Annotated in this window: 33 protein-coding genes; 17 read left to right on the forward strand and 16 right to left on the reverse strand. The window is 44.1% G+C overall.

Annotated elements, in window-relative coordinates:
* The first annotated feature begins 10 nt into the window (after positions 1–10).
* On the forward strand, positions 11–766 hold the full coding sequence (locus DACET_RS10695) for a 4Fe-4S dicluster domain-containing protein (RefSeq protein WP_013011387.1): 756 nt from the start codon (positions 11–13) through the stop codon (positions 764–766).
* A gap of 73 nt (positions 767–839) precedes the next feature.
* On the forward strand, positions 840–1,457 hold the full coding sequence (locus DACET_RS15630; protein ID WP_013011388.1) for a TorD/DmsD family molecular chaperone: 618 nt from the start codon (positions 840–842) through the stop codon (positions 1,455–1,457).
* On the opposite strand, the gene DACET_RS10705 is transcribed toward DACET_RS15630, so the two are convergent.
* From DACET_RS10705 to DACET_RS10770, 14 genes are all read right to left on the reverse strand, one after another.
* Positions 1,443–2,228 (reverse strand): alkaline phosphatase family protein, encoded by a 786-nt coding sequence (locus tag DACET_RS10705; protein WP_013011389.1) that lies wholly within the window; start codon positions 2,226–2,228, stop codon positions 1,443–1,445. The genes DACET_RS15630 and DACET_RS10705 overlap by 15 nt on opposite strands.
* Positions 2,229–2,296: 68 nt before the next feature.
* Positions 2,297–2,989 carry a cytochrome c biogenesis CcdA family protein gene (locus DACET_RS10710; protein ID WP_013011390.1) on the reverse strand — a complete coding sequence of 231 codons (693 nt, stop codon included), beginning with the start codon at positions 2,987–2,989 and terminating at the stop codon, positions 2,297–2,299.
* The gene (locus tag DACET_RS10715) at positions 2,986–3,510 is read right to left on the reverse strand and encodes a thioredoxin family protein (RefSeq protein WP_013011391.1); all 525 of its coding nucleotides are present in this window, start codon (positions 3,508–3,510) and stop codon (positions 2,986–2,988) included. The genes DACET_RS10710 and DACET_RS10715 overlap by 4 nt, the downstream gene beginning before the upstream one ends.
* 503 nt (positions 3,511–4,013) lie before the next feature.
* Complete coding sequence (locus DACET_RS10720) at positions 4,014–4,235, reverse strand: hypothetical protein (protein ID WP_013011392.1); 222 nt, start codon at positions 4,233–4,235, stop codon at positions 4,014–4,016.
* Positions 4,236–4,440: 205 nt separating this feature from the next.
* On the reverse strand, positions 4,441–4,905 hold the full coding sequence (locus DACET_RS10725) for a threonine/serine exporter family protein (protein WP_013011393.1): 465 nt from the start codon (positions 4,903–4,905) through the stop codon (positions 4,441–4,443).
* A 3-nt stretch (positions 4,906–4,908) separates the two neighbouring features.
* Positions 4,909–5,682, reverse strand: a complete 774-nt coding sequence (locus DACET_RS10730) for a threonine/serine exporter family protein (protein WP_013011394.1) — start codon at positions 5,680–5,682, stop codon at positions 4,909–4,911.
* A gap of 420 nt (positions 5,683–6,102) precedes the next feature.
* Positions 6,103–6,801, reverse strand: a complete 699-nt coding sequence (locus DACET_RS10735; RefSeq protein WP_013011395.1) for a hypothetical protein — start codon at positions 6,799–6,801, stop codon at positions 6,103–6,105.
* Positions 6,798–8,888, reverse strand: a complete 2,091-nt coding sequence (locus tag DACET_RS10740) for a heavy metal translocating P-type ATPase (RefSeq protein ID WP_013011396.1) — start codon at positions 8,886–8,888, stop codon at positions 6,798–6,800. Before DACET_RS10740 ends, DACET_RS10735 begins: the two co-directional genes overlap by 4 nt.
* 3 nt (positions 8,889–8,891) lie before the next feature.
* Positions 8,892–9,086, reverse strand: coding sequence for a hypothetical protein (locus DACET_RS10745; protein ID WP_013011397.1), 195 nt, complete (start codon positions 9,084–9,086; stop codon positions 8,892–8,894).
* Between the two features lies 1 nt (position 9,087).
* Complete coding sequence (locus tag DACET_RS10750) at positions 9,088–9,414, reverse strand: hypothetical protein (protein WP_013011398.1); 327 nt, start codon at positions 9,412–9,414, stop codon at positions 9,088–9,090.
* Positions 9,415–9,426: 12 nt separating this feature from the next.
* The gene (locus tag DACET_RS10755) at positions 9,427–9,759 is read right to left on the reverse strand and encodes a magnetosome protein MamC family protein (RefSeq protein WP_013011399.1); all 333 of its coding nucleotides are present in this window, start codon (positions 9,757–9,759) and stop codon (positions 9,427–9,429) included.
* A 1-nt stretch (position 9,760) separates the two neighbouring features.
* Positions 9,761–10,339 carry a hypothetical protein gene (locus tag DACET_RS15635; protein ID WP_013011400.1) on the reverse strand — a complete coding sequence of 193 codons (579 nt, stop codon included), beginning with the start codon at positions 10,337–10,339 and terminating at the stop codon, positions 9,761–9,763.
* Between the two features lie 14 nt (positions 10,340–10,353).
* Positions 10,354–10,653, reverse strand: coding sequence for a hypothetical protein (locus DACET_RS10765; protein WP_013011401.1), 300 nt, complete (start codon positions 10,651–10,653; stop codon positions 10,354–10,356).
* Complete coding sequence (locus tag DACET_RS10770) at positions 10,646–12,793, reverse strand: heavy metal translocating P-type ATPase (protein ID WP_052293529.1); 2,148 nt, start codon at positions 12,791–12,793, stop codon at positions 10,646–10,648. Before DACET_RS10770 ends, DACET_RS10765 begins: the two co-directional genes overlap by 8 nt.
* Before the next feature lie 309 nt (positions 12,794–13,102).
* Between DACET_RS10770 and DACET_RS10775 the strand changes: the two genes are divergently transcribed.
* Genes DACET_RS10775 through DACET_RS10785 form a run of 3 tightly spaced genes read left to right on the forward strand, consistent with a single transcriptional unit; the run spans position 13,103 to position 14,780 of the window.
* Positions 13,103–14,032, forward strand: coding sequence for an MBL fold metallo-hydrolase (locus DACET_RS10775; RefSeq protein ID WP_013011403.1), 930 nt, complete (start codon positions 13,103–13,105; stop codon positions 14,030–14,032).
* 27 nt (positions 14,033–14,059) lie between these two features.
* Positions 14,060–14,578, forward strand: a complete 519-nt coding sequence (locus DACET_RS10780) for a nitroreductase family protein (RefSeq protein ID WP_013011404.1) — start codon at positions 14,060–14,062, stop codon at positions 14,576–14,578.
* Positions 14,565–14,780, forward strand: coding sequence for a 4Fe-4S binding protein (locus DACET_RS10785; RefSeq protein ID WP_013011405.1), 216 nt, complete (start codon positions 14,565–14,567; stop codon positions 14,778–14,780). The genes DACET_RS10780 and DACET_RS10785 overlap by 14 nt, the downstream gene beginning before the upstream one ends.
* Positions 14,781–14,805: 25 nt before the next feature.
* On the opposite strand, the gene DACET_RS10790 is transcribed toward DACET_RS10785, so the two are convergent.
* A complete protein-coding gene (locus DACET_RS10790) occupies positions 14,806–15,207 on the reverse strand; it encodes a Fur family transcriptional regulator (protein WP_013011406.1) in 402 nt (133 codons plus the stop codon).
* A gap of 204 nt (positions 15,208–15,411) precedes the next feature.
* Between DACET_RS10790 and DACET_RS10795 the strand changes: the two genes are divergently transcribed.
* The 12 genes from DACET_RS10795 (at position 15,412) to DACET_RS10850 (ending at position 25,814) form a co-directional block, all read left to right on the forward strand.
* Positions 15,412–16,299 carry a metal ABC transporter solute-binding protein, Zn/Mn family gene (locus tag DACET_RS10795; RefSeq protein WP_013011407.1) on the forward strand — a complete coding sequence of 296 codons (888 nt, stop codon included), beginning with the start codon at positions 15,412–15,414 and terminating at the stop codon, positions 16,297–16,299.
* A complete protein-coding gene (locus DACET_RS10800) occupies positions 16,299–16,781 on the forward strand; it encodes a hypothetical protein (RefSeq protein WP_013011408.1) in 483 nt (160 codons plus the stop codon). Before DACET_RS10795 ends, DACET_RS10800 begins: the two co-directional genes overlap by 1 nt.
* Positions 16,771–17,517 (forward strand): metal ABC transporter ATP-binding protein, encoded by a 747-nt coding sequence (locus tag DACET_RS10805; protein WP_013011409.1) that lies wholly within the window; start codon positions 16,771–16,773, stop codon positions 17,515–17,517. The genes DACET_RS10800 and DACET_RS10805 overlap by 11 nt, the downstream gene beginning before the upstream one ends.
* Before the next feature lie 3 nt (positions 17,518–17,520).
* Positions 17,521–19,011 (forward strand): metal ABC transporter permease, encoded by a 1,491-nt coding sequence (locus DACET_RS10810; RefSeq protein WP_013011410.1) that lies wholly within the window; start codon positions 17,521–17,523, stop codon positions 19,009–19,011.
* Between the two features lie 47 nt (positions 19,012–19,058).
* Entirely contained in the window at positions 19,059–19,553 is a 495-nt protein-coding gene (locus tag DACET_RS10815) for a hypothetical protein (protein WP_013011411.1), read from the forward strand.
* A 191-nt stretch (positions 19,554–19,744) separates the two neighbouring features.
* Entirely contained in the window at positions 19,745–20,857 is a 1,113-nt protein-coding gene (locus DACET_RS10820; protein ID WP_013011412.1) for a BMP family ABC transporter substrate-binding protein, read from the forward strand.
* Between the two features lie 74 nt (positions 20,858–20,931).
* Positions 20,932–22,440, forward strand: coding sequence for an ABC transporter ATP-binding protein (locus tag DACET_RS10825; protein WP_013011413.1), 1,509 nt, complete (start codon positions 20,932–20,934; stop codon positions 22,438–22,440).
* A complete protein-coding gene (locus DACET_RS10830; RefSeq protein ID WP_013011414.1) occupies positions 22,437–23,495 on the forward strand; it encodes an ABC transporter permease in 1,059 nt (352 codons plus the stop codon). Before DACET_RS10825 ends, DACET_RS10830 begins: the two co-directional genes overlap by 4 nt.
* On the forward strand, positions 23,492–24,412 hold the full coding sequence (locus tag DACET_RS10835) for an ABC transporter permease (RefSeq protein ID WP_013011415.1): 921 nt from the start codon (positions 23,492–23,494) through the stop codon (positions 24,410–24,412). Before DACET_RS10830 ends, DACET_RS10835 begins: the two co-directional genes overlap by 4 nt.
* Complete coding sequence (locus DACET_RS10840) at positions 24,409–24,948, forward strand: phosphoribosyltransferase family protein (RefSeq protein WP_013011416.1); 540 nt, start codon at positions 24,409–24,411, stop codon at positions 24,946–24,948. Before DACET_RS10835 ends, DACET_RS10840 begins: the two co-directional genes overlap by 4 nt.
* Before the next feature lie 3 nt (positions 24,949–24,951).
* A complete protein-coding gene (locus tag DACET_RS10845; RefSeq protein WP_013011417.1) occupies positions 24,952–25,224 on the forward strand; it encodes a LysO family transporter in 273 nt (90 codons plus the stop codon).
* Entirely contained in the window at positions 25,221–25,814 is a 594-nt protein-coding gene (locus tag DACET_RS10850) for a LysO family transporter (RefSeq protein WP_013011418.1), read from the forward strand. Before DACET_RS10845 ends, DACET_RS10850 begins: the two co-directional genes overlap by 4 nt.
* On the opposite strand, the gene DACET_RS10855 is transcribed toward DACET_RS10850, so the two are convergent.
* Entirely contained in the window at positions 25,811–26,533 is a 723-nt protein-coding gene (locus DACET_RS10855; RefSeq protein WP_013011419.1) for a TerC family protein, read from the reverse strand. The two genes, DACET_RS10850 and DACET_RS10855, sit on opposite strands and share 4 nt — an antisense overlap.
* Positions 26,534–26,547: the final 14 nt, after the last annotated feature.

Raw genomic sequence — 26,547 nt, forward strand, 5'->3', positions numbered from 1 at the left:
GGAGTAAATAATGGCTAAAATGGCAATGGTAATAGACCGCCAAAAATGTGTCGGCTGCGGCGCCTGCGGAATAGCCTGCAAAACTGAAAATAATACTCAGGGCAGAAAAGACGGGCAGTCGTTCAACTGGGCGGATTTCATGTTAAAAACAGAGGGCAAATTCCCTGAAGTTAAATTCACAGCCCAACCTGTACTCTGCAATCACTGCACAAATGCTGCATGTGTTGATGCATGCCCGGTAACACCGAAAGCAATGTTTAAAACTGAAGACGGCATCACCATGCACAACGATGAAAGATGCATCGGCTGCCGCTCATGTCAGGATGCATGTCCGTACAGCGTATGGGATCTGCGTGAAGAGGGAGAATACAGCGTAATCAGCTTCAACTCTGATGAAGAGGAAACTCACTCTTTTTATACTGACAAATCAGCTCTCATCCCCGGGTGCACAGCGTCAGGAGCCGAGATGGCGGCAAAAGCAGGCGCAAAACCACCTATGATGACAGCTTACAAACATCCGGAATACGACAATGTCCGGCGCATGGGAATCGTTGAGAAATGTATCCTCTGTTCCCACAGGCTTGCAACCGGCGAAAACCCATACTGTGTGGACTCGTGTCCTTCAGGAGCCAGAACAGTTGGCGACCTTAACGACCCTAACAGCAAGGTTTCCATACTGCTGAAATCCTATGACTATGATGTTCTCAAACCAGAGGCTGGTACAAAACCTAACGTTTATTACATCAGGAATTACAACATAAAATAGTAAACAACCTCCTTACTATGCGGGGCGCTGTAGCGAATGAGGCGTCCCGCTTAAATTTATAACGGAGAAAACAATGACAACAGAGTCTTTATCTATAAATGCGGAAATATCCAGACTTTTTTCTATAATGTTTTATAATCCTGAGGAAACATTTCTCTCTGAGCCTGAAACAGTGAAAGCACTTGCCGAACTTATAAAAGAGAAGGATGCTTCCTTTCGCGATGATGCGGAAAAGCTTGTTAACTCGCTGAAAGAGCTCGATGCACAAGAGCTTATGCTTGATTATGCTGCGCTTTTTGTTGGTCCTTTTCAGCTTCAGGCACCGCCTTACGGGTCGGTGTATCTTGATGTAGCTAAAACAGTAAACGGCGAATCTACAGCAGCAGTTACGGACATATACAGAAAGTTTGCTTTAAACGTGAAACCCGACATGAGAGAACCAGCCGACCATATTGCAATTGAGCTTGAGTTTATCCATACTGCGCTCATTACTATAGGAAACATGAAGGCTGAAAATAAAGACACAACTGAAACTGAGAATGTTTTCAATGATTTCATCTCAGATTATTATCATCCTTTCGTATCCAGAATGTGTGAGCTAATAGAAAAAAATGCATCCACTGACTTTTATAAATCCATAGGCGGACTGCTTAAAACTTTTTCAGATGAGTTGAAATTAGTCCAGGTATAGCCGCTCTATAAACGTCTTAAATTTATCAGGCAACAAGGCACTGTCAGGAATTTCAGGCAGTGCTTTGACACTTGAGTATACAATAAGCGGTCTTTTAAAGTCATCTGGATGATCTGATCCGTGTATCTTTGCATGTCCTGCATGATCAGATGTTATAACCATCAGATACGTAGGGCTTGCTGATATTTTATTAAAAAAATCCGCAAGCTGCTCGTCGATAAAATTAAACTCTTCCATATACTCAGGTGAAAGCCAACCACTTTCAGGTCCCACAAAATCCAGCCCGCTTATGTGCAGAAAGATAAACTGCTTTTCAGCAGGGTTTAAGATGGCTGTTGCTTTTTCTATAGCATCGTCTCTGGAGTATATCTCTTTATCAGTGTAATCATTTGCCAGATAACCAAGTTTAGGTTTGCTGTATATTAGTGCGGTTTCATACCCTGCTTTCTTGGCTGTGGTTAGCATTGTTGGTTTTGAAACTCTCGCCTCACCTTTCTTCCAGATATTATCGACTTTTCCGTTTTTCTCAGGAGAGAGACCAGTCAGCATTGCAACATGTGATATGAGCGTCTTCGGCGGGGTAGTGCTTTTGGCATCCGCAGAGTATCGACCTTTTTTGATAAAGTTATAAATATTAGGACAACTCTCTTCAGAAATAGCATCCGGGTGAAGCGCATCGATTGATATAACCACAACTGATGAATAGTCTTTGTTTTCTGCAAAAGCTAAATTTACATTCAATAACAAAAGGATACATACGATAATTTTCATAACACACCATAAAATATTATAATACAACTAAGCCCCTTCAAATGAAGCTCCGGCACAAAATGCCTGTTCTAAAACCCAAGATAGAACAAATATAATCCTGCGGCGAGAATTACTATTGCCAGCATATATTTAATGACCACCGTTGCCTGATGGTAGCGCTTCTGCTGCAGTATGCGATTGGCAAAGCTTGCTGACGTGCCGCAAGCTATCAACAGTATACTATGTCCGATCGAATATGAAAAAAGGAGTAATACTCCATATGCTGTGTTTCCACTCTTGGCGGCAATCGACAATATAGCCACCAGAACAGGCGTGGAGCAGGGAGATGAGAAGAGCCCACTCAAAGCTCCGGCGACAATTGCCCCTGCATACCCCTTCCGTATGTCTCTTGATATAAAATTACCAGATGGGATAAATTCGAATACGTCCATTATCTGCAAAGCCATCATCGTCATTAATATACCCAAAATGATATACCACACTTTTGATAATGCAATAAAACTGCCGGCAAATGATACAGTAAACCCAAGCAGCGTATAAACCACTGCTCCACCAATAGCAAAGAGCAGTGACAGCTTAAAGGCTTTTGAGCTGTTCCGAACATCTGTTCCGCCTATATAGCCTATCAGCAGAGGGATTCCGCCGACAGAACAAGGCGTAAATGATGTAGCAAGTCCGGCGGCGAATGCAATCAAAGGTGCCCAGCCGGCATTACTGAGTATTACAGATGCAGCATAGTTTAAGTAAGCTTCTATGTTCATTGCGTTTCCATGTCGTTCAGTATGATTCTGAAGTCATCTTCTGCCAGACCGCCTTCATGAAATGTATAATGGATACCGCTGATAACAGCACTTTGAAAATTAATTTTAGACAGGACTTCATGTGAAGGCTTATAGCTTTCGCCCTTCGGATTTATAAAAATCTGTGTGGGAATGACCCTTACGGGGAAACCCTGAGCGAGGCTGCCGTACTTCCAGACATCGACAAATTTTATTATTGCTTTCCCCTGAAGTTCACTGTTCAAGGCAGCAAGTACAGGTGCCATCTTTTTACAAGGGATGCACGAGTCCGCACCGAAATCAATTATAATCGGAATTTTATAGGATATTAGTTTGTTGAGATCAATCTTATCAACGACATTAAGTGAAAAATCGGAGGGGGCTGTGTTTGATTTTACAACTTCGCTGCTGGTATTAGATTTTTTTAAAAACCAAATCCCTGTAACACACATTAACACAACCATAAGAATAAGGATTTTACTAGCATGTTTATTTTTCAACATAGCAAACCTCTGCAGTTTTATTTTTAAAGGTACCGAGGTGAATATACGAAAATATAATATGAAACACCCTGCTGATCTAATTTCATATTATACACTTACAAGTGTTGATCATATAACAGCAAAACAGAAAGTCAATAATTAATTTGATACATTTCGAAATATAGAAAAAGTTACAATAATAAGACTTAGCTAGTAGAATAGATTGAGTTATAACAACATAGATGCCCACAGATAAATCCTTGGTTCTATTGCTTCGCACGTGCTTAACACACGGATTTACAACTTCGCTGTCACAGCCAGAGCATATGCAAAATACGTCACAGCGAAGCCCACAGGGCTGTGGCAGTCTCTGAACTCGTTAGTTAATCCTGAGATTGCTTCGCCATTACATTCCTCACAATGACTTATAAGCTCTTAAGCTGTGATTAGCACATTTATACACGCATAAAAAAGGCAGGGGGGCACCCTGCCTTAGGACATCATATGTTAACAAATAGTTTCAGTTATTTAAGCTTATCTTCTTCTCTCTGAAGCATCATTCCGGAATCTTTCTCTGACTTATCCATATTTTTGGATTTTTTATCAGTTTTCTGATCCCTTATCGTGTTTTCTGCAGGCATTTTCTCCTGAGGTCTTACATTTTTCTCTGACTTATCCTGTGCCATTGCTGTGACTGAGAGCAGCATAAGCATTCCCATAAGTACGATTGACATTGTTTTCTTCATACTTTAACTCCTTATGATTTAGTTAACTTATATAAAGCAGAAACAATGCCAGAACGACACCAGCAGCTAAACTACTGGTAGAACTTAAATATACACCAAAAGACTTTTTACCGGAGTTATAACTAAATTGACTGACTTCTCATACACAAATGAGCATTCTATATTATTGACAATAACTTATAATGTATGAATTTCACTCCATACATTATATTACTGTCTTTTTCCTGTATATAAGCATGTTTGGTATTGCTAAGCCGAACGCTATGGCGCCCAGAATAAATATCGTTTCAATACCATTAACAACGGCCGACTGGAGGGTTTCATTTGTAAGGTCTTCTCCAGCCAATCCGACAACAGCTATCATTGTTTTATAAGCATACACTCCCGGGATCATCGGTATTATAGAAGCAACAGTTATCACCTTCGGATGTGCATTATGCCTTTTTGCCCACAAGACTCCATAAACGCTGACCACTGAAGCCGATACAAATGTTGCCCAGATAATCTCAACCCCCGACTGCATCAGAAGAGTTCTGACAAAATAACTCAATAAACCGCCTATACTGCAAAAAACAAGCTGGTTCTTGGGCACGTTAAACAAGACAGCAAAACCTGTTGCGGCAAAAGCAGCAGCGAGACAGTTAAGTATAAAATTCCCTAATATAAACATACATCACACCCCCATAATGCTCATCGAAAACACCATCCCAAGGGCTGTGGATAAGGTTATCAGGCTTGCCGCAACCCATCTGGCGACCCCCATGTTCTTAAACCCTTTCAATATGTCAGACAAAGCGTTCACCAGAGGGAAACCGGGAACAAGCATAAGTACAGAAGAAAAAACAGCGACAGCTGGTTCATTGCCTAGATTATATTTAATAGACATAGCGGATATGCATGTACACATGAAAGCGGAGCAAAAGTAGCTAACCACAGGGTTAAAAAGACGTTTCTTAAACTCCTGCAATATAATCATGCCGAGAACGGAAGCGGTGGATGTTATGCCGAAAATAACAAAGTCTCCTCCGGCAAGCTTACTGAAACATCCGCAGGACAACCCCACGATAAACACCACCAGCCATCTGTTGTAACTAGGAGTTCCGGGGTTATCTATCAACGTCTCCAGCTCACGAAGGGATATTTTACCGCTTTCCGCAAGAACAATAGCCCGCTCAACCTCCATTACCCTGCTCATATCTATACCTCTGTCCGGACAGCGGACAGTAATAGTTATCCAGTCATCCCCTTTCATAGCAGTAATAACCATAGAGCTTGATGAAAGAGAGATTTCTGTATGATCCATGCCGTAAAGTTTCCCTGTTCTCTCCACAAAACCACGGATAAGAACACTTTCAGCTCCATACTCCAAAAGGTTTCTGCCAACCTTCACGCAAGAACGCAAAACGTCATGCAGTTCATTATCTATCTCCGTCTTTATATCATTCATGACACTTCCTAAATAATCAATATATGCACGCGATTAAAGATTAAAATACCCGTTATTGACATAATTAACCAGTTGTAAATCACAAATTAAAGACTAGCACCGCATGTAGAAGCATAAAAATAAGATATTTTAACCTGATTAAAGTATCGTAGAAGTGAGTATGGCTTTTATGAATTTGCTGAAAAACTTAATTCCTATAATCTTGAAATTATTTAAAATTGATGTACTTTAGGAAGGTCGGGGCAGGGCTGTAAGCCATTAAAATGTCTGAGACTTTTACTGGAAGATCTCACAATTAGCGTTGGGTTGACATATTTAATTTACAAAAGCAGACAGCCCTCTCGGACCCCCGATGTTTTATGCAACATTATTAAAGTTGATATTGAATATCATTATCTTAATCTTATTTCAAGCACAAACTTAATCAACGGTGATCTTTTCTGCCGTTGCATTAGAAATAAATATCCTCAGCCCGTCAGCAGTACATAAAACCATATCAGGAAAATCATCCATATGAACAGATCTGCCGGCTTCAATCCCTTCCAGAGCAAGGACAGTGCCTTCATAAACACCTTTCGCTTCCATAACATTAGCGTAAGTATCTTTGCTGATAATGTGCCTGACCACAAACCTTGCATCTTTCCTGGCAAACGAAAACTGAATTTCTTTCCCCTCGCATTCCCCCAGAATACATGCTGCGTGGGCTTCCGAAAGCCTGCACCTGACACGATGATCAACAAGTGTGACATATTCCATGTGAGGCAGCTTCTTAAGCACTTTCACACTGTCCCCGCCGGCGATCCCGAGCTTAAGCATCTCTTCTGCGATCAGCTCCGGTATCTCAAGGATGAGTTCCTCACCCTGCTCTTTCTCATATACGCTCCGCTGCTGTCCCGAAGCGGATTTATAATACAAGTGTCTTGCCAGCGAGCCGCTTACAGTACGGCTGCCTTTGTCAGTTGACAGTTTCAGCGTAGCGAGGTCGAGATCCCCCTTATTAATCTTACATACAAGTATACCAGAAGTTATGCCGTACACGCTTAGTTTTCTAGCCAAATCTGCTTCATTTATTGATTCTACGGTAAAAAAACCGCCTGATCTTGCTTTCGTCAGCTTCATCTTTCCCCTCCGCTTCTCATCGCATAAAGGAGCGTCCCCACAGTGGTACCGTTGTGCATCAAAGCGGATTGAAGAGGAGTTATAAGCCCGAGGAAGGATAGAAACACGGTGACACTGTTCGCTCCGATATTAGTAATGGAAACCTGCTTGATGGTTTTAACTGTTTCGGCGGATATCTTTCTTGCCCGCAATATCCCATGCAGGTTGTTCCGCAGGAGGATTACGTCGGATGTTTCTCTGGCGAGGTCTGCACCTTCCGGCATACTTACACCAACATGAGAGGCAAGAAGCGCAGGGGCATCATTGACTCCATCACCGACAAAAGCAACTTTGCAACCCTGAGAATTCAGCTCTTTTACCACACTCAGCTTGTCTTCAGGTTTCATTTCAGAATAAACCTCAGTAATACCGAGTTCTCCGGCAATACACATGGCAGTATCCTTATGGTCGCCCGTGAGCATCACGACACGCTTAACCCCTTCCTCTCCAAGCCTCCTGATAACCTCACATGCCTCTTCCCTCGGTACATCCTTAAGTGCTATCAGTCCGGCAAGTTCTCCGTTAACAGCTATATATAATATACTGCGCCCTGTCTTCCTCAGCTCATCACTTTCAGCATCGGAATGGGAACAATCGATATGTTCATCTTCATGTACAAAATGCCTGCTCCCTGCAAGGACATGGCTGTCCTCAACATATGCAGACACACCGTGGGCTATGATAAAGTCCACTTCACCCGTTTCCTTAAGCGCAATCCCTCTCTTCAAAGCTTCCTGTACAACTGCGGAAGCAATGGGGTGGCTGTAGTGCTCTTCTGCGCTTGCGGCGATACAAAGCAGGTCTTCTTCGCTAAGACTGCCGTATGAAATTATCTCGGAAACCTCCAGTGAGCCTTTGGTGAGGGTTCCTGTCTTATCAAAAACAATTGTGTCAACTTCTGCAAAATTCTCGAGTGCCTGAGCACCCTTGATAAAGATTCCTTCTGAGCCTGCGGTAAATATCCCTGCTTTGATTGCAGTGGGTATCACAAGCTTCAGAGCACATGAATAATCAACAGAGAGCACAGACGAAGCACGCCTGAAATCTCTGGTCAGAAGAAGAGCGGCAAGACCTATTCCAAATGTCACCGGAACCATCTTGTCTGCTGTTTTAAAGGCACGCACTTCTGATGTTGACCTGTTTTTAAGCGACCCTGTTATAAACTTAGCTATTCTTGCTGATGTCGTTTCTGCACCAACTTTAGTAGCTGCAACAATGATTTTACCTTCTGCTACTACAGTTCCTGCATAAACTTCCGAATCCTTCTCCACACTGACAGGCAGACTTTCCCCGGTAACCGAAGACTGATTTATAAGCCCTTCGCCGGAATAGACAACTCCGTCAACAGAAATCATCTCTCCCGCACCAATTATCACAAGCGACCCTACACAAACATCATCAATAGATACCTTAACCTCTTTCTGCCCCTGAAGTACCCATACATACTCCACATCGGGCTTTATGAGACTGCGGAGCATTTTGTCTGACTTATACTCCGTTGACGCTTCAAGATAGTGCCCGAGGTTCAGCAGGAAAGTTATAGAGCCCGCAGTAAAATAGTCCTTGCGCAGTAGCAGCAGAGAGATAACTGCAGCATCCAGAACTTCTACACGCAGTCCGTCCCTCACAAGTGTTTCCACTCCGCTGAAAAGAACAGGCGCAGCACCAGCATAGGTAAGAGGCACCTTAAACCACGACGGAAGCCCCATTTTCAGAACCCACATTGTCCCCGCCCAATAAACATTTATAAGATCCGGTGTGTCATTAAGTTCTTCGTCAGCATAAAAAACCGCATGAGTAAATGTACTCAGTGAGTTCAAAAGCTGTTCAGTTATATCTGCTTCAGGATCGTGCACAACGACAAGACTTTGCGCCTTCTGGTTTATGCGGACAGACTTCACACCGTCCAGACACTCCAGAGAAGACTCCATAAGAGTAATGTCCAGAGCAGGATTGCCGAGCACCTCCGCCCTGAACCTTATTCTCCCGTTAGTCCTGTGGGCAATATCCACCCGCTCCAGTCCAGTCAGGTATTTATTTAATGTCATATATCAGCTTCTGTTTTTGTAGAGCAGAGTATGATAAACAGAGAGTCCCACCAATGCAGTTCCGGCAGCGATATGAAGGGATCTTGACGTTCTGCCCCTCTGCATACCGGTATAAACCAGAACACCCATAGCACCCGCCATGGCGTATTTGGCATATCTGCGCTTTTTCTGTAACGGGGGTAAGCTCTTTTTCGGCATACTATTCTCCGCCCATCTCTGCCTGTACATCTCTTATCTGCTCTTTGAGCTCTTCGACTCCGCCCTGAAGACCTCCCCAAACTTTGACAACACCTTTCACAAGTGCTTTTTTCACAGCAGGATTTGTCAAAACAAGTGCCAGCCCTGCACCAACCGCAAGACCTTTCACATATGAAGGCTCACGAAAGTTAAACCATTCTTTCAGATGATAGGCAGGATTAGGCTGGTAGTACGCCTGCTGAGGATGAGACGGAGTATTCTGATAATAAGTCTGCTGGGGCTGAGCCTGATATTGCGGGTTTTCGTGTGATTCTTTTTTGTGATCCATTGTTATATCTCCTTATTTCTTAGCTGGTTCGCATTTAGGTTCTGTTGTCTTTACGGAAGAATCCCAGAGATACTTCACCCCTGCGGATGCCGCTGTCATAACAAGTATAGAGCCCACAAGCCCCATCCCAAGTCCGCCGGCAAGAACCATTCCCGCCGCTGTGGCGACACCTGCGCCTGCAGCATCTTTTGCAGTGTTTGCAACCGCTTCTTCTTTAGTTATTTTATTCTCTTTAACACTCTTCGCCTGTTTAGCGGCAGAGACTGCACCACCGATCACTGCTCCTGCCACCGCACCGCCTATTGCTATTCTGCCGGCGGGTATTCCTGTCACATGCCCTTTCATTTTATGCTTCCTCCTCTTCGCCACCAAGCGTTTTGGTAAATATATCAGTTAGTGCGGAACGCACTGTTTCACTGCTCATAAGCATAGCCACACCAGCCCCTACCAGCATCCCTTTCAGGAAATCACTTCCGGTGGAGTTGACCATTTTTGAAACTTCGTTGAGCTGCGGATTATTCCCGAGCATATCTCCAAACATCCCCATGACTCCGCTGAGCGGATCCATCTCCTGATGATGTCCGCACCCTTCCCCGCCTGCCTGAGGCGGCTGATAGCCGTGTTGTACCGGTTCCTGCGGATAATACCCCTGAGGAGGCATTACAGGCTGCTGCGGGTACATCATCGGCTGAGGCATATAGCCGTATGCAGGCTGCTGCATATAATACGGAAATCCCTGCGGAGGCATCATCTGCTGCGGGTTCGGCATATATGGCTGCTGAGGGTATCCCCCCATCATTCCCATCTCATAAGGATTAGCATACTGCTGAAACTCCGGTCGCCCGCCCTGAGGTTCTTCGGAACCCATTTGCTGTTGATGCTCTTCTTCGTGAGCATGTTCATCTTTCATGGCTTTTTCCTCCATACGATCCTCCATATTTATTTTATCAAGTCTTTATACTTATCAAGAATCTTCTTGCTTACTTCAATATCAGGTGACCCCAGCAGTGCCTGCATGTCCTGCGGCGGAACGACAGAGGGGTCATAGCGCAGCACAACTGACTTCGCCATCATATTTATCCTTTTATCAAGAACTCCCGGAAGGCTCCCGCTTATCTCTCCGAGTTTTTTGCTCAAAGGGTCTTTCATAATCGCCGGATTAACCTTCAGACGGATTCGTCCGTCAACATGATGTACTACGGATATATATTTCTTAAGGTTAAGCAGGTCTTCAGTCATGTTCCTCTCCTTTATACGCTGTCAATCTGGATGAATTGGCGAGAACACCGCCCGTGTGAGCTATATGCAGCAATCCCGCCATAACGGGATTTATCAGACCGAAAAGCCCAAGCCCGGCACCTATTACATTTGAACCTGCCGCCAGCATAAAATTCTGATTAATTATCTCTTTTGTCTTATGACTGAGGTCACGAAGGTAAATTATCTTTTCAAGGTCATCGTCCACCAGAGCGATATCAGCGGCCTCTATAGCCACATCAGAGCCTGCCGCCCCCATAGCTATCCCAAGGTCAGCCTGAGCAAGTGCAAGAACGTCATTAATGCCGTCCCCTATCATTGTTACTTTGTGCTTCTGCTGAATTTCAGCTATGATTTCTGCTTTTTTATTAGGAAGAACAGAACAGTATGTTTTATCAAAACCAAGCTTTTCAGAGAGGGGCATTGCAGTCTGCTCCTCATCTCCGGTGACAAGTATCAGTTCCTTCACCCCGTCAGCCCTAAGGCTATTGATAACGTTGCCGACACCGGCTTTTTCCAGCGTTCTAACAGCTACCATACCTACAATTTTCTTCTCTCTGGCGACATAGAGCACACTGCTTCCGTCTTCTGTCATTTTTAATTTCTGTTTATCCAGATGAGATGTTTTAATATTGAACTTTGACATCAGCTTACGGCTTCCCACATACACTTTGCCATACTCCGTATCCGCCACAACCCCCATACCGAGGATAGTTTCGCATACGGCATGTTTCGAACCTGTAATCCCTTCACTTTCAGCAAGGGCGCGAACAGCGGCAGCCATAGGGTGCCTGTTGTGAAGTTCTGCGGCATAAGCATATTTGAGCAGTTTTTCCCTGCTGTAGCCTCTGGCGATGTAAACATCTGTAACTTCAGGAATATCTGTTGTGATCGTACCTGTTTTATCGAAGCAGAACGACTCCTGCGAGCCTGCCTCTTCGAGATATCTGCCGCCTTTGATAAGTATCCCCTTTGAAGCGGCGTTACCTATAGCGGCACTCACGGCAGAAGATGCGGCAAGTATTGTTGAACAGGGGCATGTCATTACCAACATGACAGAAAGCGTACGATAAAAGCTTCTGGTCAGAAGCCATGTACCCAAAGTCATAACAAAGCCGGCACTGACAAGTTTCTTTGCAAGTCTGTCCGCTGCAAGCTCCATAGGTGCTTTGTTTACTAGTGATTCTTCCACCGCCTGCAAAATTCTGGACAGATACGTACAGTCGCCTACTTTCTCTGCCTGAACATATACAAGCCCTTCCTGAACATAGGTTCCGGCATAGACATAGTCACCTTTTTTACGATGCATAAGTTCCTGCCTGCCATTTACAGGAGCTTCGTTTATAAGCGCTTCACCTTTAAATATCTTTCCGTCTACAGATATCTTCTCACCTGTCCGTATGCTTACTACATCTCCGCAGCAGACTTTTTCAACAGGAAGCTCTATCTCTTCGCCATCACGCAGAACAAAAGCCGTTTTGGCTGTTAAATCTAGGATATTTTTGATAGATTTTCGTGATTTCTCAGTAACATATCCCTGAATAAGCTCAGATCCGCTGTTCACCCATAATATCTCAAGAGCTGTCATAGTCTCACCGGCTCCGAGAGCGGCGGCAACACCCGTTCCGAGAAAACCGCTGAGGGCGATCTTCTTCTCTTTGACAATTTCTCTGGAAGCTTTGATGAGCAGTGGGAGTGCGAAAAGAGATGTTACAAACCATAGAGGCGAAAAGACTGTGGATGCAACAGTTCTACCGAGAAGTCTTTTAGAAAGCACCGATACTCCGAGAGCGGCGGAAAGTCCGGCAAACTCTACCTTACGGCTTCCGAAAGTGGAGTTTTTCGTTATATCCTCACACTCGCAGTGACAGGATTTTGTGTCACAGCTCTTTTGTATGGGAGCAGAAGCATATTTACGCAGGACTATGTCTGCGATAGAGTTTGTATTGATAACATTTTGATCAAAACCGACGATAATACTTCTGCACGGTAAATTACACCGAACATAGCTTACGCCTGCTTTGTTTAAGAGTGTCTGCTCAATGGATGCAGCCTGACTGCCGGACAGCCCTGCATATTTAAGCCTTACACGTCCATCTGATGAGTGAACTATTTTTAACACATTAACCACCGTTTGCCCTCTGTCCGAAAAGAGGACTTAAAACGCTAATGTGTCAACCCGAACGCTAACTTAAGTAAATATCATATAAGGTTAAATGTCAATCATATTAACAAAAGCTTAAATCAGCAGATATCAATTTTAATATTGGTATGCGGAGGTTTTTTAAGTATAATCACATGCATGACCAGCTCTTTTTTGGCACAGAGAACACTCTTACAGCCAACGCTGAATCTGCGCCGGACAGATATTAACCGCTCATTAACGATTAATGTAATCACCTGAGACAACTATCAACAGCAGGTATATTTGATGAAACAACATACAGCCGGCACACCATATTGTGTTGGTGATGTCCACTTTTATACACTTGAGACTGAAACAGGCTTTGTGATGTTCGACACCGGACCTCCCACAACAGAAATGCGGGATTACCTGAACAATAACTTAAACCTGCAAAAACTCGAAAAAGTATTTGTCACACACTGCCACATAGATCACTGCGGAATGCTTGACTTTCTGGCTTCCAATTCAGACGCCGAAATATACATCCCCAGAGTCGATTCTATTATGTGCAGAAACAACCTAAAGCGTCTTAAAACTATACGGACACTGTGTATCGACATGGGTTTCAGTGCAGAAATAACAGAAAAAATGCTAGGCATGTACGATCACGTGAATTTTATTCCCGACAAACACAACATCCTCGAGGATTCGGTCGATGCACTCAAAGAGCTTAACCTCAGCTATACCTCCTTTAAATGGCATTCCCAGAGCGATATTGTCTTCATGCATGAAAACCTGGCAATTTCCGGCGACATAATGCTTCAGGATATATTTACAACACCGCTTATAGACTCAGACGCAAACGATCTTCAGTTGAGATTCAACAACTATGGGCACTTCTGCGAAGCTCTCGTAAGGCTGTCAAAAATAGGCAGCTATAAGCTCTTACCCGGGCACAGGAAAACTCTGGATGATCAGAAGCAATGGCTTATCTTTTATATTTCAAAAACGCTCCAGAGAACGATAAAACTCCTGCCAAGATTAGGCAAGGAAAGCCCGGCAGAGATTGTACGTTCGATTATCTGCGATATGGATTCAAAACCTTATGACGCCTTTATAAAATTATCAGAGATAATGTTTTTTAAGGATATACTGGCTAAACCGGAACTGTTGAAAGATACATTGAGCACCATAGGCTTATATGATAATTTCAGGCAGCAGCTCGACCTGCTCTGACAGTTTAAAACAATATGGAGGTCTGAAATGATAGATATACTCAGAAACAGAAGAAGCGTGCGGAAATTTACGGATAATAAAATTGAAACTGAAAAAATAAATATATTACAGGAAGCACTGCTGTTGTCCCCAACTTCCAGAAACATTGACCCCTGCGAATTCATAATGGTGCGGGACAAAATTACACTGGAGAAGTTGTCAAAACTCAAACCTCACGGGGCGGCATTCATTAAAGAATGCGATACAGCTTTCGTAATATGCGGTGACACAGCCAAAAGCGATGTGTGTGTCACTGACTGCAGCATAGCATCAATAATCCTCCAGCTGGAAGCTGAATCGATAGGTCTTAAAAGCTGCTGGGCACAGGTGAATAAAAGATTTCATAACGAAGAAATGTATGCCGAACAATATGTCAGAGAGCTTTTACACATCCCTGAAAACTTTACTGTTGTATCTGTAATCGCTGTTGGGTATCCCGCAGAGACAAGACCGCCAAAGACATCCGACAGTCTCAAAAAAGAAAAAATACATAATGAACGCTTCTGAATATATTGCAGAGATAAGCAGCAGATGCACAGGCTGCGGTGTATGCATATCAAAATGCCCTGAAAAGGCACTGGAATTTTTCACTGAGGATTATGTTAAAAGGGCGCGATGCATTGAAACGATATGTACCGGATGCGGTATATGCGCCAGTCATTGCAGTTTCTACGCAATAAAAATCGTCAAAAAAAAGCCGACCAATTAAAGCCGGCATTAAGTCCAGTAATTTATCAGTTGTTGCACTTCGGGCATGCACCCTGAAGCATAACGGCGACACGCTCGTACTTGCGCCCTGTCTGCCTGACAGCCTCTTTGATAAAAGGCTCAGTATCAACATCCATAAGATCTTCAACATTACCGCAGTGCGGGCATGTCACATGAACATGATCTCCGATGTTGATCTCATAAACCGGCTTTCTGCCGTGGACAGGCACTTCAGTAAGGATATCTTCTTCAACGAGAAGATGGATATTCTTATAAATTGTCGCAAGACTTACGGAAGAATAGAAGTTTTTCACTTTTTCATGAAGGTCTTCAACACTCGCATGTCCCATTTTTTTGATCTCCTCCAGAATAAATATTCTCTGAGGAGTGACCTTGAGGTCCTTTTCTCTTAAAATTTTGTCATACATAACGCACACTCCGGCTTTTCACAATACATAATAATCAGCTTTTAAACATTGTCTAGTGATAATTTTACTTATTGAGCTTATATTTACCATTAAATATTAAATGCTCGTGAAGAAATAATTTCTAATGTTACCCGCATGGATTTCAGATATAATAAACACAGGGTTTTTAAATTTCAATATATTTATTTACACAAAGGAAAATACATGCTCAAAAAAATAATCTTTTACACATTTACACTTATGCTGTTTTTCTCAACAGCATACGCAGAAAAAACAGTCGTTGTCTCCACAACCCAGATATACGACCTGGCATACAACATTGCAGGGGATAACGTAAAGGTGATAAGTATCTTGTCGCCGGGGCAGGATCCGCACACGTACCAGCCTGTTCCTAACGACATCGACAAAGTGAGAAACTCTGACCTTGTGATAGAAAACGGATTTCATCTGGAAGGGAAAAACTGGATGAAAACTCTGGCAAATGACGCAGGCAAGCCTCTGGTAACAGCTACGGATGGGATTAAGCCACTCATCATGGAGCTTGGAGGAATGGAAGTACATGACCCTCATGCATGGTTTACACCAAGGAACGCCGCAGTATATGTCAATAATATAACAAAAGCTCTAATAGAACTTGCCCCCGAATATAAAAACAACTTCACAGCACGCGCCAAGCTCTATCTCGCAAACCTTAAAGCACTCGACGGGTGGATCCGCTCAGAAGTGGCAATTATCCCTCCTGAGAAGCGTGTACTTGTTACTAACCATGATGCATTCCAGTATTTTGCAGCGGAATACGGCTTTGTAAATACTTCCCCCATAGGCTGGTCAACCGGAAGCGAGATAGGCGGAGGAGTAACACCACAAAGACGTGAAGCAGTCGTCAGTGCTATAAAAATGATGAATGTCCGCTCTATATTTGTAGAAACCACTATAAACCCTAAACTGCTCAGAGAGATAGCAAAAGATGCCGGAGTGTCAATAGGCGGCTCTCTCTATTCCGACTCTATGGGTGACAAAGACTCCCCAGGAGAATCCTACATAGGAATGATGCGGGAAAATGTACTCACTATTGTCGGGGGGCTGCGGTAATGCGTTTTGTACTGACAATAGCAGTATGGGCTGTGATACTTTCTGCCGTGGGTTTCCTGTTCAGCGCACGCTCGGACATCGACAGAGTACAGGAGGTAAACGGCAGCACAAACACCTATCCGGTAACTTTTGAGCTTACAACAACATTCTCAGTGGAAGAAGATCCTTTTGCCCTGCAAATAGATGACACAGCCTCCCCTTTCATCCTGACCCTTGACGGAGAAGTTATACTCAGCAAAAAGCAGGGTATAAAGGACAGAGAAATGTTTATTACAGAAAAATATGAGCTTAAACCGGGCAGACACGAACTATTTATAAAGGCTAATCCTTCAGACACCAGCCTTAATAATGCCGTACATATACGGGTGCTGCAAAACGGTAATCCGATAAACGAAAATACATACTGGTTCACTCCGGGGCAGACAGTGAATGCCGCTCACTCCTTCACACTGGAAACAAAGGATAATAAAGATGAACACTGATTATGCCATACAGGTACGCAACCTTACAGTCAGCTACGGTCCCAAGCCCGCACTGCTTGACGTAAGCTTTTTCATAAATAAAGGTGAGCTGGTCGGGATAATAGGTCCCAACGGAGCAGGAAAATCAACACTTATGAAAGCGATACTCGGTTTTGTCAAAAGGGATATAGGCGAAGTCTTCATATTCGGCAAACCGGTAGAACATACAAGAGGGCTTGTGGCATATGTGCCGCAAAGGGGAACAGTTGACTGGGACTATCCGGTAACGGTACACGATGTTGTAATGATGGGGCGTTATGGTCACCTTAAGTGGTGGCAGAACGAAACAAAAGAAGATCACGATATAGTAGACAGAAGCCTTGAAATGGTTCGTATGTCAGAATTCCGCAACAGACAGATAGGACAGCTCTCCGGCGGGCAGCAGCAGCGTGTCTTCATGGCGAGGGCTCTTGCGCAGGGTGCTAAAATCCTGCTTCTTGATGAACCATTTGCCGGAGTGGATGCAGCTACAGAAAACGCTATTCTTGACGTTCTTTCTGAAGCGAAGAAAGCAGGGATAACACTTGTCGTTGTCCACCACGACCTTGCAACCGCATCAGAATATTTCGACAAGCTTCTTCTTATCAAACAGAGACTTTATGCTGCGGGGCCCCCGTCGCTTGTCTTCAGGCAGGAACTTCTGACCGAGGTTTACGAAGGGAAGCTTAAAGTATTTACTGATCTCATAAAGGATTGATATATGGATATATTTTTCACATCTTTAATAGAACCGCTTACCAAGATGTACTTTCTGAAAGCACTAATAGGCGGGAGCATTGTCGCTGTGGTATGCGCTGTCGCAGGGTGTCTTGTAATACTTCAGCGGATGGCATTTTTGGGTGACGCACTCTCTCATGCCATGATAGCAGGGGTCGGTGCCGGATATTTGTTTATGAAAGTTTTTTTCGGCATAGAGGCAGCAGCGGGGGCGATGCTTGTAGGGTCTCTGATAGCAGCAATGATTACGGTTTTTATGATAGGCTTTGTAGCAAAGGTTTCACGCATAAAGGAAGATACGTCGATAGGGATAATGTACACTGGTATATTTGCCGCCGGCGTGGTTCTTGTCTCTGTTTTCAGTAAATATATCCACATAGACATTGTTCACTTCATTATGGGGGATATACTCGGGATATCAGATACAGATATGATTGTGTCTTCCATAGTTTCGGCAACAGTTCTTTCTGTGATCATCCTCTTTTTCAGATATTTTAAGCTGACAAGCTTTGACCCTGTAATGGCCGCTTCCATAGGTGTTCCGGTTTTATTTTTTAAATATCTGTTCACCGGATGCGTTTCACTGATAGTTGTCTCCGCTGTAAGTATGGTGGGGGTAATACTTGTCGTGGGACTCCTTATAACACCGGCAGCAACAGCATACCTTCTCACCGACAGACTCGAAAAAATGATGGCGCTCGCGGCTCTCTTCGGGTTCACAAGCATTCTCGGCGGACTGTATCTTTCTCTTTGGATGAACTCCGCAGGGGGCGGTGCAATAATGCTGTTTGCAACCGTACAGTTCCTTGCGGTTCTGATTTTCGCACCGAGATACGGAATGCTTGCAGACATGCTGCGCAGCAGACGTGCAGTACCGCAACAGCTCACAGAGGATATAATAGGAAGCGTATTTAAATCCAATGGAGAAATTACTCTCCAGTCACTCACAGGTTATGTTGAAGCCGGCAAAAAGCAGTTTAAAAATGCACTGAACAGACTAACAGCAGATGGACTTATAATTAACAAAGGTGAGACAATAAGCCTCACGGAAAAGGGAAAAGCAGAAGCTTTACGCCTTAAAAAAGCACACAGGGTTTGGGAAACATATCTGCACCATATGGGTGTTCCTTCTGACCAGCTCCACGAACAGGCGCACGTCCTTGAGCATTATAATGATGCAGATGCTATTCAGTATATATATGAACAAATGGGCTCCCCCGTCACAGACCCTCACGGAGCGGTGATACCCGACATATACGCAGACGGTTCCTTCTGTCTGACTCAGATGTTCGGCTTTTCAGGAAACAAAGTAGTTGTAGTAACAATAGATACTGACAAAGGGATAAAGCCCGGAGATATCGTAAAGGTTTCGCAGGACGATGAGGGATTTGTTGTGGAAAAGGACGGTCAGACAATAGAGCTTACCCAAAAAGAAGCCGCCAGTCTCACCGTAAAACTGCCGGATAATCTTTGATTTTCATCTCTTTTTCTGATAGTTTCATGAACCGGTCCGGAGGAACAATGAAGAAGATCAAATATATTCTTTTCCCGTTATTGCTGTTTGGATGCGTTTCTGCAAACTTTTTCCTTAATCAGCCCCCAATGCAGCAGATAGTTACTATTTCACAAGGGGAAAGGAGCCTTAAGTTTGAAGCCGAATCCCTAATACAAGACAATACGATAAGAACAAAGCTAACTTCCGATCTCTATCGCGGTTATGCAGAGATAGTATACGACCACGGACAGTACAAAATTAAATCCAGAGCACTGCCGATAGACAAGAAGAAAGCTGGCTCACTAAAAGGCGACCTTTATGCTGCTTTCTTTGCAGGAGACTATCCTTTTAAATCTGATGAAAAAATGTTCGGTAAAGTTGAAATCACCAACATTAAAAAAAGCATCTATGCAGAAGACGGGTACCATCTCTATGACGTCTTTTACAACGGGAAAGAGATCCGTATTATGAATTATGTAAAAGAATACATCATTACAATATTCTCCGACAAAGAATATTAGCTAAACCCTGTGAAATCTCAGACGTAAAGTTGATATCCTGATATATTTTGAATCATTCAAAATCAAATTGACAACACAGGATTATATAGACAATAATATGTCTCTGACAATTGACGTAATTGCGTATTATCAAACCTTTTTGATCTGCTTTTACTGATCGGTTTCAATACAAACTACAGGAGTCCATAAGTATGAAAAAACTGATGCTTCTTGCCGTAATTTCGGCATTTCTCGCTATAACAGGCTGTTCTGACAAGCCGAAAGAAGAGTCTCAGACCGAGGCTGCAAAAACTGCTGAAACAGCAAAAGACATCAAAGCCGCATTCGTCTATGTCGGACCGGTTGGCGATGCAGGCTGGACATATTCACACGATCTCGGACGCAAAGTTATGGCTGAACTCCCATTCGTAAAAGAGACTAACTACATCGAATCTGTTCCTGAAGGGGCAGAATCTGTCAGAATTATAACAAGCCTCGCTCAGAAAGGCTACAACCTCATCTTCACTACCAGCTTCGGATACATGGATCCTACCATTGAGGTAGCTTCTAAATTCCCTGAAGTAACATTTATGCACTGCTCAGGATACAAATCATCCGACAACGTGGGCACATACTTCGGACGCATGTACCAGCCTAGATATCTTTCAGGAGTTTTAGCAGGCAAAATGACCAAAACAAACGTTATAGGGTACGCTGCTGCTTTCCCAATTCCTGAAGTTATCAGAGGCATAAACGCATTTACTCTCGGAGTCAGAAGCGTAAACCCTGACGCAGTCGTTAAAGTTGTCTGGACACAGACATGGTTTGACCCTGCAAAAGAGCGTGACGCAGCGGAATCACTCCTTGACGTTAACTCAGATATTATAGCAATGCATCAGGATACACCTGCGGCTCTTCAGGCTGCTGAAAAACGCGGTGCTCTTGCCATCGGGTACAACACTGTAATGCAGGAACAGGTTCCCAATGCATGGCTCACAGCTCCTGTATGGAACTGGGGATCAGTTTACACAAAAATCGCTGAAGAAGTACACGACGGTACATGGAAATCTCAGGATCTCTGGGGGGGGATAGCTGAAGGATATGTTGATATATCCCCGATGTCGGATAAAATACCGGCAGATGTTCAAGCCTATGTGCTGGAACAAAAAGCCAAGATCGCATCCGGTGAGCTGCACGTCTTCTCCGGTGAGATCAAAGACAATAAAGGTAATATCGCTGTCGAAGCCGGTAAGACCATGACAGACGGAGAAATGCTCGGAATGAATTTCCTCGTTGAAGGTGTTCAGGGTAACATCCCAGGCTAACAAACTAAATAAAATAAAAGACTTATACGCCCCCCGCCTTAAAAACGGGGGGCATCTTTTTTCAAAGGTATATCTTGAAACCTATACTCCAGATAGAAAAAATTACAAAAACCTTCCCGGGTGTGAAGGCACTGGACAACGTATCGCTCAGTGTCTACGAAGGAGAAATACACACCCTGCTTGGTGAAAACGGCGCCGGCAAAAGCACACTGATGAATGTCCTGAACGGACTTTATAAGCCGGACAGCGGACAGCTCGTCATTGACGGCAAACCACAGCTATTCAACTCTCCAAAGGATTCCATAAAGGCGGGCATAGGCATGGTGCACCAGCACTTTATGCTGGTACGAAACCATAGCGTTCTCGAAAATATCCTCCTTTCTGTGGAAGGTCTTAAATCGCTCTTTAATAAAAAACTTATTATCAAGCAGGTAGAAGACATCTTAACCCGCTTTGATATGGACATAGACCTTAACGAACCTATGTGGAAACTCTCCATAGGCTCACAGCAATGGGTCGAGCTTATTAAACTTCTTATCAGGGACTGCCGTGTTCTTATCCTTGATGAACCAACAGCAGTTCTCACCCCGCAGGAAGCAGATAAACTATTCTCCTTCCTTCTGAAACTTCGCAGTGAAGGTAAATCTATAATATTTATTTCCCACAAAATGCGCGAAGTCATGGCTCTTTCAGACAGGGTTACGATACTTAAAAAAGGCACTACTGTTCAGGAGCTGACCAAGGGCAATTTCGACGAACATAAGCTGGCAAACCTCATGATTGGCGGCGATGATGTTCCTGCATGGGAACGCAAGCATAAGGACATAGGCAGCGAAACCCTCAGAATTGAAGGACTGAGTGTAGATAATGACAAAGGGCTGAGCGACCTTGAAAATTTCACAATATCCCTTCGCAAAGGCGAAATCCTTGGTATCGCAGGGATTGCAGGAAACGGACAGAAAGCTCTCGCCGAGGTTATGACAGGGCTGAGAGAAGCAAAATCAGGTCGGATACTGCTGGAAGGTCAGGATATCACAAGGGACAACAGCCGTAAGAAACATATTGCAGGGATAGCGCACGTTCCGGAAGACAGAAAAAGTATGGGGATAGCTCCGGAAATGCCTATAGCCGAAAACCTCATTCTTAAAAGCTACAAAGACAAGAAATTCAGAAGATCATTCCTACAAAACAAAAAAGCAATAAACGAAAACGCAGTAAAACTTATAAAAGACTTCGCTATAAAAGCAGGTCCGGCAGGAACCCCTGTCCGCCTGCTTTCCGGTGGGAACATCCAGAAAGTAATCATAGCACGGGAGCTGTCACTTGAACCGTCCGTTCTGGTAGCGCTTTACCCAACGAGAGGTCTGGACATAGGCTCTGCGGAATACGTACACAAAGTCATTATGGATGCACGGGACAAAGACATGAGCACTATACTTATATCTGAAGACCTGGATGAGCTCCTAAAGCTTTCAGACAGAGTGGCAGTCATGTTCAGGGGCGGAGTTACAGGCACCGTAGACCCTAAGAACACGACCAGAGAAGAGATCGGTCTTCTCATGAGCGGGGAGAAACAGAAATGATTAAGTTTATCAAACGCAGAAACAGATCAAAGCTTTTCACCTTCACCGCTCCATTTGTCTCCGTACTGCTGGCTCTGGCAACTGCCGGAATCATCATGCTCTTTGCAGGGGTAAACCCTCTGGAGGCATATGCAGGTATGCTTCAAGAGTCAGTTGGCTCTTTTTACGGGCTCAGCGAAACACTTGTGAAAGCAACTCCTCTTATCCTTACAGGGTTGGGTGTTTCACTCGCATTTCGTATGCAGATATGGAACATCGGCGCAGAAGGACAGCTTATGATGGGCGCAGTAGGTGCTGCATGGGTGGCTCTTTATTCAGGCATAAGCGGATACGCTATCCTTCCGGTAATGTTTTTCACCGCTGCTGTCTTCGGTGGTCTATGGGCTGGCGTTGCCGGCTTTCTCAAGGCAAAATTCAGAGTGAACGAGATAATCGTAACACTTCTTATGAACTATATAGCAATATCAATAGTATCTTTCCTGATCTATGGACCGTGGAAAGACCCTAAAGGTTTTAACTTCCCCCTGACTCCGCAATTCGCTGAATTTGCCAGACTCGGCTCAATTTTCAACACACGTCTTCATTACGGTTTCATAATGGCGCTCGTGCTGGTACTGGTTATGTACATTTTCATGGAAAAAACCATATGGGGCTACGAAATAAGAGTCATAGGCAACAACCCGAACGCTGCGAAATATGCCGGTATCAAAATAGACCGGTCTATAATAGGGGTGCTCTTTCTCAGTGGAGCACTTGCGGGTGTTGCAGGTTTCTCTGAGGTAGCAGGGATTCAGTTCAGGCTTCAGGAGGGGATATCCAGCGGATATGGTTATACGGCGATAATAGTCGCATGGCTGGCTGGCAGAAGCGCTCTCGGAGTGCTTTTAGTTTCTATAATAATGAGTATAATCCTTGTGGGCGGCGACAGTCTCCAGATACTTATGGGGCTGCCTGTGGCATTTGTTAATCTCTTCCAAGGGCTGATACTCTTTTTCATCCTTGCATCTGACTTTTTTATTAATAACGAAATAAAACTTATCAGGGAAAACCAATGATAGAAGTGCTCCTGTATGCAACGATAAAAGCCGGAACTCCGATACTTTTCGCAACACTCGGTGCAATAATAATGGAACGTTCAGGTATTATAAACCTCGGGATAGAAGGGTTGATGCTGATAGGCGCACTTTCAGGGTTTGCTACAGCGCTCTTCACAGGAAACCTGTTTCTTGCTGTGCTGGCTTCATTCTTTGCCGGTGTTGCGGCGGGTTCAATCCACGGGGTCATCACCATCTACCTCAGAGGCAACCAGATCGTAAGCGGACTGTCCCTTACGATGTTCGGTGTTGGGGTAACAGCTCTTTTCGGTCGCTCCCTTGTGGGGCGCACTATCGACGGGTTTTCAAAGGTCGATATACCTGTTCTTTCAAAAATACCTGTGATAGGTCCGGGACTTTTCAACCATGACATACTTGTATATTTCAGCGTGCTTCTGGTAATACTTATCAGGCTGTTTTTTTATAAAACCAAATGGGGTCTGTATCTTCGTTCTGTTGGAGAAAACCCCTCAGCAGCAGATACATCCGGCATCAACGTAAACAGATACCGCATGTGGGCTGTTCTGGTAGGCTCTGGTCTGGCAGGTGTAGGAGGCGGTTATCTTTCGCTGGCATATACCCCATTCTGGGCGGAAAACATGTCCGCAGGACGCGGATGGATTGCCGTTGCCCTTGTTATCTTTGCCCAGTGGAACAGCACAAGAGCACTTGCCGGTGCTTACCTTTTCGGCGGAATAAACGCAATACAACTCCGGATGCAGGCCATGGGAACAACAATCTCAGCCCACATTTTGGAGATGCTTCCATATATCTTCACTATAATCGTGCTTGTAATAGCAACGATGAGACTTGAAAAGGGCTCAACGCCTCAACCCGAAAGTCTGGGGCTGCCGTATGACAGGGAGGACAGAAAATGAGAAAAGCTCAGCAGACACTGATAGACCTTATAAAGAAATTCGGCGAGGTCAACGGAGAAATAGTCAAAGTTGACAGACTGCTGAACCACATGGTGGACATAGACCTCATCAAAGAGATAGGGGAAGATATCGCTGAAAAATTTGCAGATGTCTCAGTTGATAAGATCCTCACGGTAGAAGCAAGCGGTATACCGGGCGCACAGGCTGCTGCCTTCAGCATGCATAAGGACTATATATTTGCTAAAAAGAAAAACCCTATCACGATGAAAGGTTTCTTCTCTGCCGAAAGCTTTTCATTCACCAAAAACGAACACACAACGCTCTACGTATCTAAAGAAGTTCTTAAAAAAGGTGACCGCATCCTCTTTGTTGATGACTTTTACGCAAAAGGCAATACCCTTAAAGCAATTAAAAAAATTATAGAACAAGCAGAAGCAGAACTTGTCGGAGTAGCTGTTATAGTTGATAAAAACGATACACCCGACATACACAGCATCCTGACTCTCAGCCAGCTTAAATCAGCTATGGGTAAATAGGTTATGCTTAATCTGGTAATAGCTCTTACAGTCGGAGTTGCTGTAGGTTTTTTTATGCCAAGCGGTTTTATGAGCAAACCTAAATCTCTGATATTCTACACCGCCCTTCTCGGTCTGCTCTTCTTTATGGGGGTTAATCTGGGGCGAGACCCTGAGCTCCTCTCAAAACTTGCTCACTTCGGTATAATATCACTCGTGATGAGCTTCACTGTTGTCGTTTTCAGTGTTATTTCAGTGGTTGTTCTTGTAAAACTTTTCAGCGGGCAAAAACAATGATGATATTTCTTATGCTCACGGCTGTTATCGCAGGGACAGCACTTTCATACACACATATACTCTCCGCCGCTCTTATAGCAGGCTGTCTTAGTATTACTCAGACCTCACTCATAATACTACTCTTCCTCATAGGCTTCGACATAGGGAACAACCGGGAATCACTGCGTGCGCTCATCAAAGCTGACAGGAATGCACTTCTCATACCGGCAGGAACTATAATCGGGACGCTTGCCGGCGGTTTTGTTGTTTCGCTGATAACAAGCCTTTCTGCAAACGAAGGGATGGCTATTGCTGCGGGGTTCGGCTGGCATTCACTTTCAGGGATAATGCTTGCAGAGATGAAAGGGAGCGATATAGGAGCGATTGCGTTTCTGTCAAACGTCTTCAGGGAGAATATAGCCATACTGTCTATGCCCCTGCTCGCCAAAATGGTTGGTTCTCATGCAGCGATAGCCACAGGCGGAGCCACAACAATGGACGTGACACTGCCTGTTATTGAAAAATTCTGCGGTAAAAATGCCGCAATACTCGGCTTTATCAACGGCGTGATTCTGTCTACACTGGTACCTATTATACTTCCGCTCTTTTAAACAGCAGGTTTGCTTGTGTTACTGCGCATCTTTATATTCAGTATTTCAACACACGAAGAAAATGCCATTGCAAAATACAGGTAACCTTTTGGTATATGAAAGTGTAGGCTCTCCCCGATAAGGCTCATACCGATCAGGATAAGAAATGAGAGCGCAAGAACCTTCAGTGTAGGGTGTTTGCCGATAAAATCACTGATAGCTCCCGAAGCAGCCATCATCACGCCAACAGATATGACAATAGCCACAACCATTATCCAGACATGACTGACCATACCGACTGCAGTTATCACTGAATCAATAGAGAAAACCATATCCACCAATACTATCTGGACTATCACTTTTGAAAATGATGTAATCTTCTTCTTGCCCGCCAGCTTATCTTCTGCAACTTCTACTGCATGGTGGATCTCTGTTGTGCTTTTAGCCAGCAGAAAGAGCCCTCCGCAGAAAAGTATCAGATCCCGCAGCGAAACAGCAAAGCCGCGCACTTCGAAGAGAGGCTTTGTCATGCCAACGATAACGAATATCATGAAGACAAGCCCTATACGCATCAGCATGGCAAGGGCAAGCCCTATGATTCTGGCCTTATCCTGCTCGCTCTCCTCCAGCCTGCCTGTGAGTATGCTTATGAAGATTATATTGTCGATTCCAAGTACAATCTCCAGCACTGTCAGAGTCAGCAGAGCAACAATAACTTCAAAACTAAAGATAAATTCCATATACTCTCCGATCT

The organism is Denitrovibrio acetiphilus DSM 12809 (assembly GCF_000025725.1).
GTDB lineage: Bacteria > Chrysiogenota > Deferribacteres > Deferribacterales > Geovibrionaceae > Denitrovibrio > Denitrovibrio acetiphilus.

What these genes read in the sequence shown, in the direction of transcription:
- DACET_RS10695 (WP_013011387.1), top strand. Translation starts at nt 11, where the DNA reads ATGGCTAAAATGGCAATGGTAATAGACCGCCAAAAATGTGTCGGCTGC.
- DACET_RS15630 (WP_013011388.1), top strand. Translation starts at nt 840, where the DNA reads ATGACAACAGAGTCTTTATCTATAAATGCGGAAATATCCAGACTTTTT.
- DACET_RS10705 (WP_013011389.1), bottom strand. Translation starts at nt 2,228, where the DNA reads ATGAAAATTATCGTATGTATCCTTTTGTTATTGAATGTAAATTTAGCT.
- DACET_RS10710 (WP_013011390.1), bottom strand. Translation starts at nt 2,989, where the DNA reads ATGAACATAGAAGCTTACTTAAACTATGCTGCATCTGTAATACTCAGT.
- DACET_RS10715 (WP_013011391.1), bottom strand. Translation starts at nt 3,510, where the DNA reads ATGTTGAAAAATAAACATGCTAGTAAAATCCTTATTCTTATGGTTGTG.
- DACET_RS10720 (WP_013011392.1), bottom strand. Translation starts at nt 4,235, where the DNA reads ATGAAGAAAACAATGTCAATCGTACTTATGGGAATGCTTATGCTGCTC.
- DACET_RS10725 (WP_013011393.1), bottom strand. Translation starts at nt 4,905, where the DNA reads ATGTTTATATTAGGGAATTTTATACTTAACTGTCTCGCTGCTGCTTTT.
- DACET_RS10730 (WP_013011394.1), bottom strand. Translation starts at nt 5,682, where the DNA reads ATGAATGATATAAAGACGGAGATAGATAATGAACTGCATGACGTTTTG.
- DACET_RS10735 (WP_013011395.1), bottom strand. Translation starts at nt 6,801, where the DNA reads ATGAAGCTGACGAAAGCAAGATCAGGCGGTTTTTTTACCGTAGAATCA.
- DACET_RS10740 (WP_013011396.1), bottom strand. Translation starts at nt 8,888, where the DNA reads ATGACATTAAATAAATACCTGACTGGACTGGAGCGGGTGGATATTGCC.
- DACET_RS10745 (WP_013011397.1), bottom strand. Translation starts at nt 9,086, where the DNA reads ATGCCGAAAAAGAGCTTACCCCCGTTACAGAAAAAGCGCAGATATGCC.
- DACET_RS10750 (WP_013011398.1), bottom strand. Translation starts at nt 9,414, where the DNA reads ATGGATCACAAAAAAGAATCACACGAAAACCCGCAATATCAGGCTCAG.
- DACET_RS10755 (WP_013011399.1), bottom strand. Translation starts at nt 9,759, where the DNA reads ATGAAAGGGCATGTGACAGGAATACCCGCCGGCAGAATAGCAATAGGC.
- DACET_RS15635 (WP_013011400.1), bottom strand. Translation starts at nt 10,339, where the DNA reads ATGGAGGAAAAAGCCATGAAAGATGAACATGCTCACGAAGAAGAGCAT.
- DACET_RS10765 (WP_013011401.1), bottom strand. Translation starts at nt 10,653, where the DNA reads ATGACTGAAGACCTGCTTAACCTTAAGAAATATATATCCGTAGTACAT.
- DACET_RS10775 (WP_013011403.1), top strand. Translation starts at nt 13,103, where the DNA reads ATGAAACAACATACAGCCGGCACACCATATTGTGTTGGTGATGTCCAC.
- DACET_RS10780 (WP_013011404.1), top strand. Translation starts at nt 14,060, where the DNA reads ATGATAGATATACTCAGAAACAGAAGAAGCGTGCGGAAATTTACGGAT.
- DACET_RS10785 (WP_013011405.1), top strand. Translation starts at nt 14,565, where the DNA reads ATGAACGCTTCTGAATATATTGCAGAGATAAGCAGCAGATGCACAGGC.
- DACET_RS10790 (WP_013011406.1), bottom strand. Translation starts at nt 15,207, where the DNA reads ATGTATGACAAAATTTTAAGAGAAAAGGACCTCAAGGTCACTCCTCAG.
- DACET_RS10795 (WP_013011407.1), top strand. Translation starts at nt 15,412, where the DNA reads ATGCTCAAAAAAATAATCTTTTACACATTTACACTTATGCTGTTTTTC.
- DACET_RS10800 (WP_013011408.1), top strand. Translation starts at nt 16,299, where the DNA reads ATGCGTTTTGTACTGACAATAGCAGTATGGGCTGTGATACTTTCTGCC.
- DACET_RS10805 (WP_013011409.1), top strand. Translation starts at nt 16,771, where the DNA reads ATGAACACTGATTATGCCATACAGGTACGCAACCTTACAGTCAGCTAC.
- DACET_RS10810 (WP_013011410.1), top strand. Translation starts at nt 17,521, where the DNA reads ATGGATATATTTTTCACATCTTTAATAGAACCGCTTACCAAGATGTAC.
- DACET_RS10815 (WP_013011411.1), top strand. Translation starts at nt 19,059, where the DNA reads ATGAAGAAGATCAAATATATTCTTTTCCCGTTATTGCTGTTTGGATGC.
- DACET_RS10820 (WP_013011412.1), top strand. Translation starts at nt 19,745, where the DNA reads ATGAAAAAACTGATGCTTCTTGCCGTAATTTCGGCATTTCTCGCTATA.
- DACET_RS10830 (WP_013011414.1), top strand. Translation starts at nt 22,437, where the DNA reads ATGATTAAGTTTATCAAACGCAGAAACAGATCAAAGCTTTTCACCTTC.
- DACET_RS10835 (WP_013011415.1), top strand. Translation starts at nt 23,492, where the DNA reads ATGATAGAAGTGCTCCTGTATGCAACGATAAAAGCCGGAACTCCGATA.
- DACET_RS10840 (WP_013011416.1), top strand. Translation starts at nt 24,409, where the DNA reads ATGAGAAAAGCTCAGCAGACACTGATAGACCTTATAAAGAAATTCGGC.
- DACET_RS10845 (WP_013011417.1), top strand. Translation starts at nt 24,952, where the DNA reads ATGCTTAATCTGGTAATAGCTCTTACAGTCGGAGTTGCTGTAGGTTTT.
- DACET_RS10850 (WP_013011418.1), top strand. Translation starts at nt 25,221, where the DNA reads ATGATGATATTTCTTATGCTCACGGCTGTTATCGCAGGGACAGCACTT.
- DACET_RS10855 (WP_013011419.1), bottom strand. Translation starts at nt 26,533, where the DNA reads ATGGAATTTATCTTTAGTTTTGAAGTTATTGTTGCTCTGCTGACTCTG.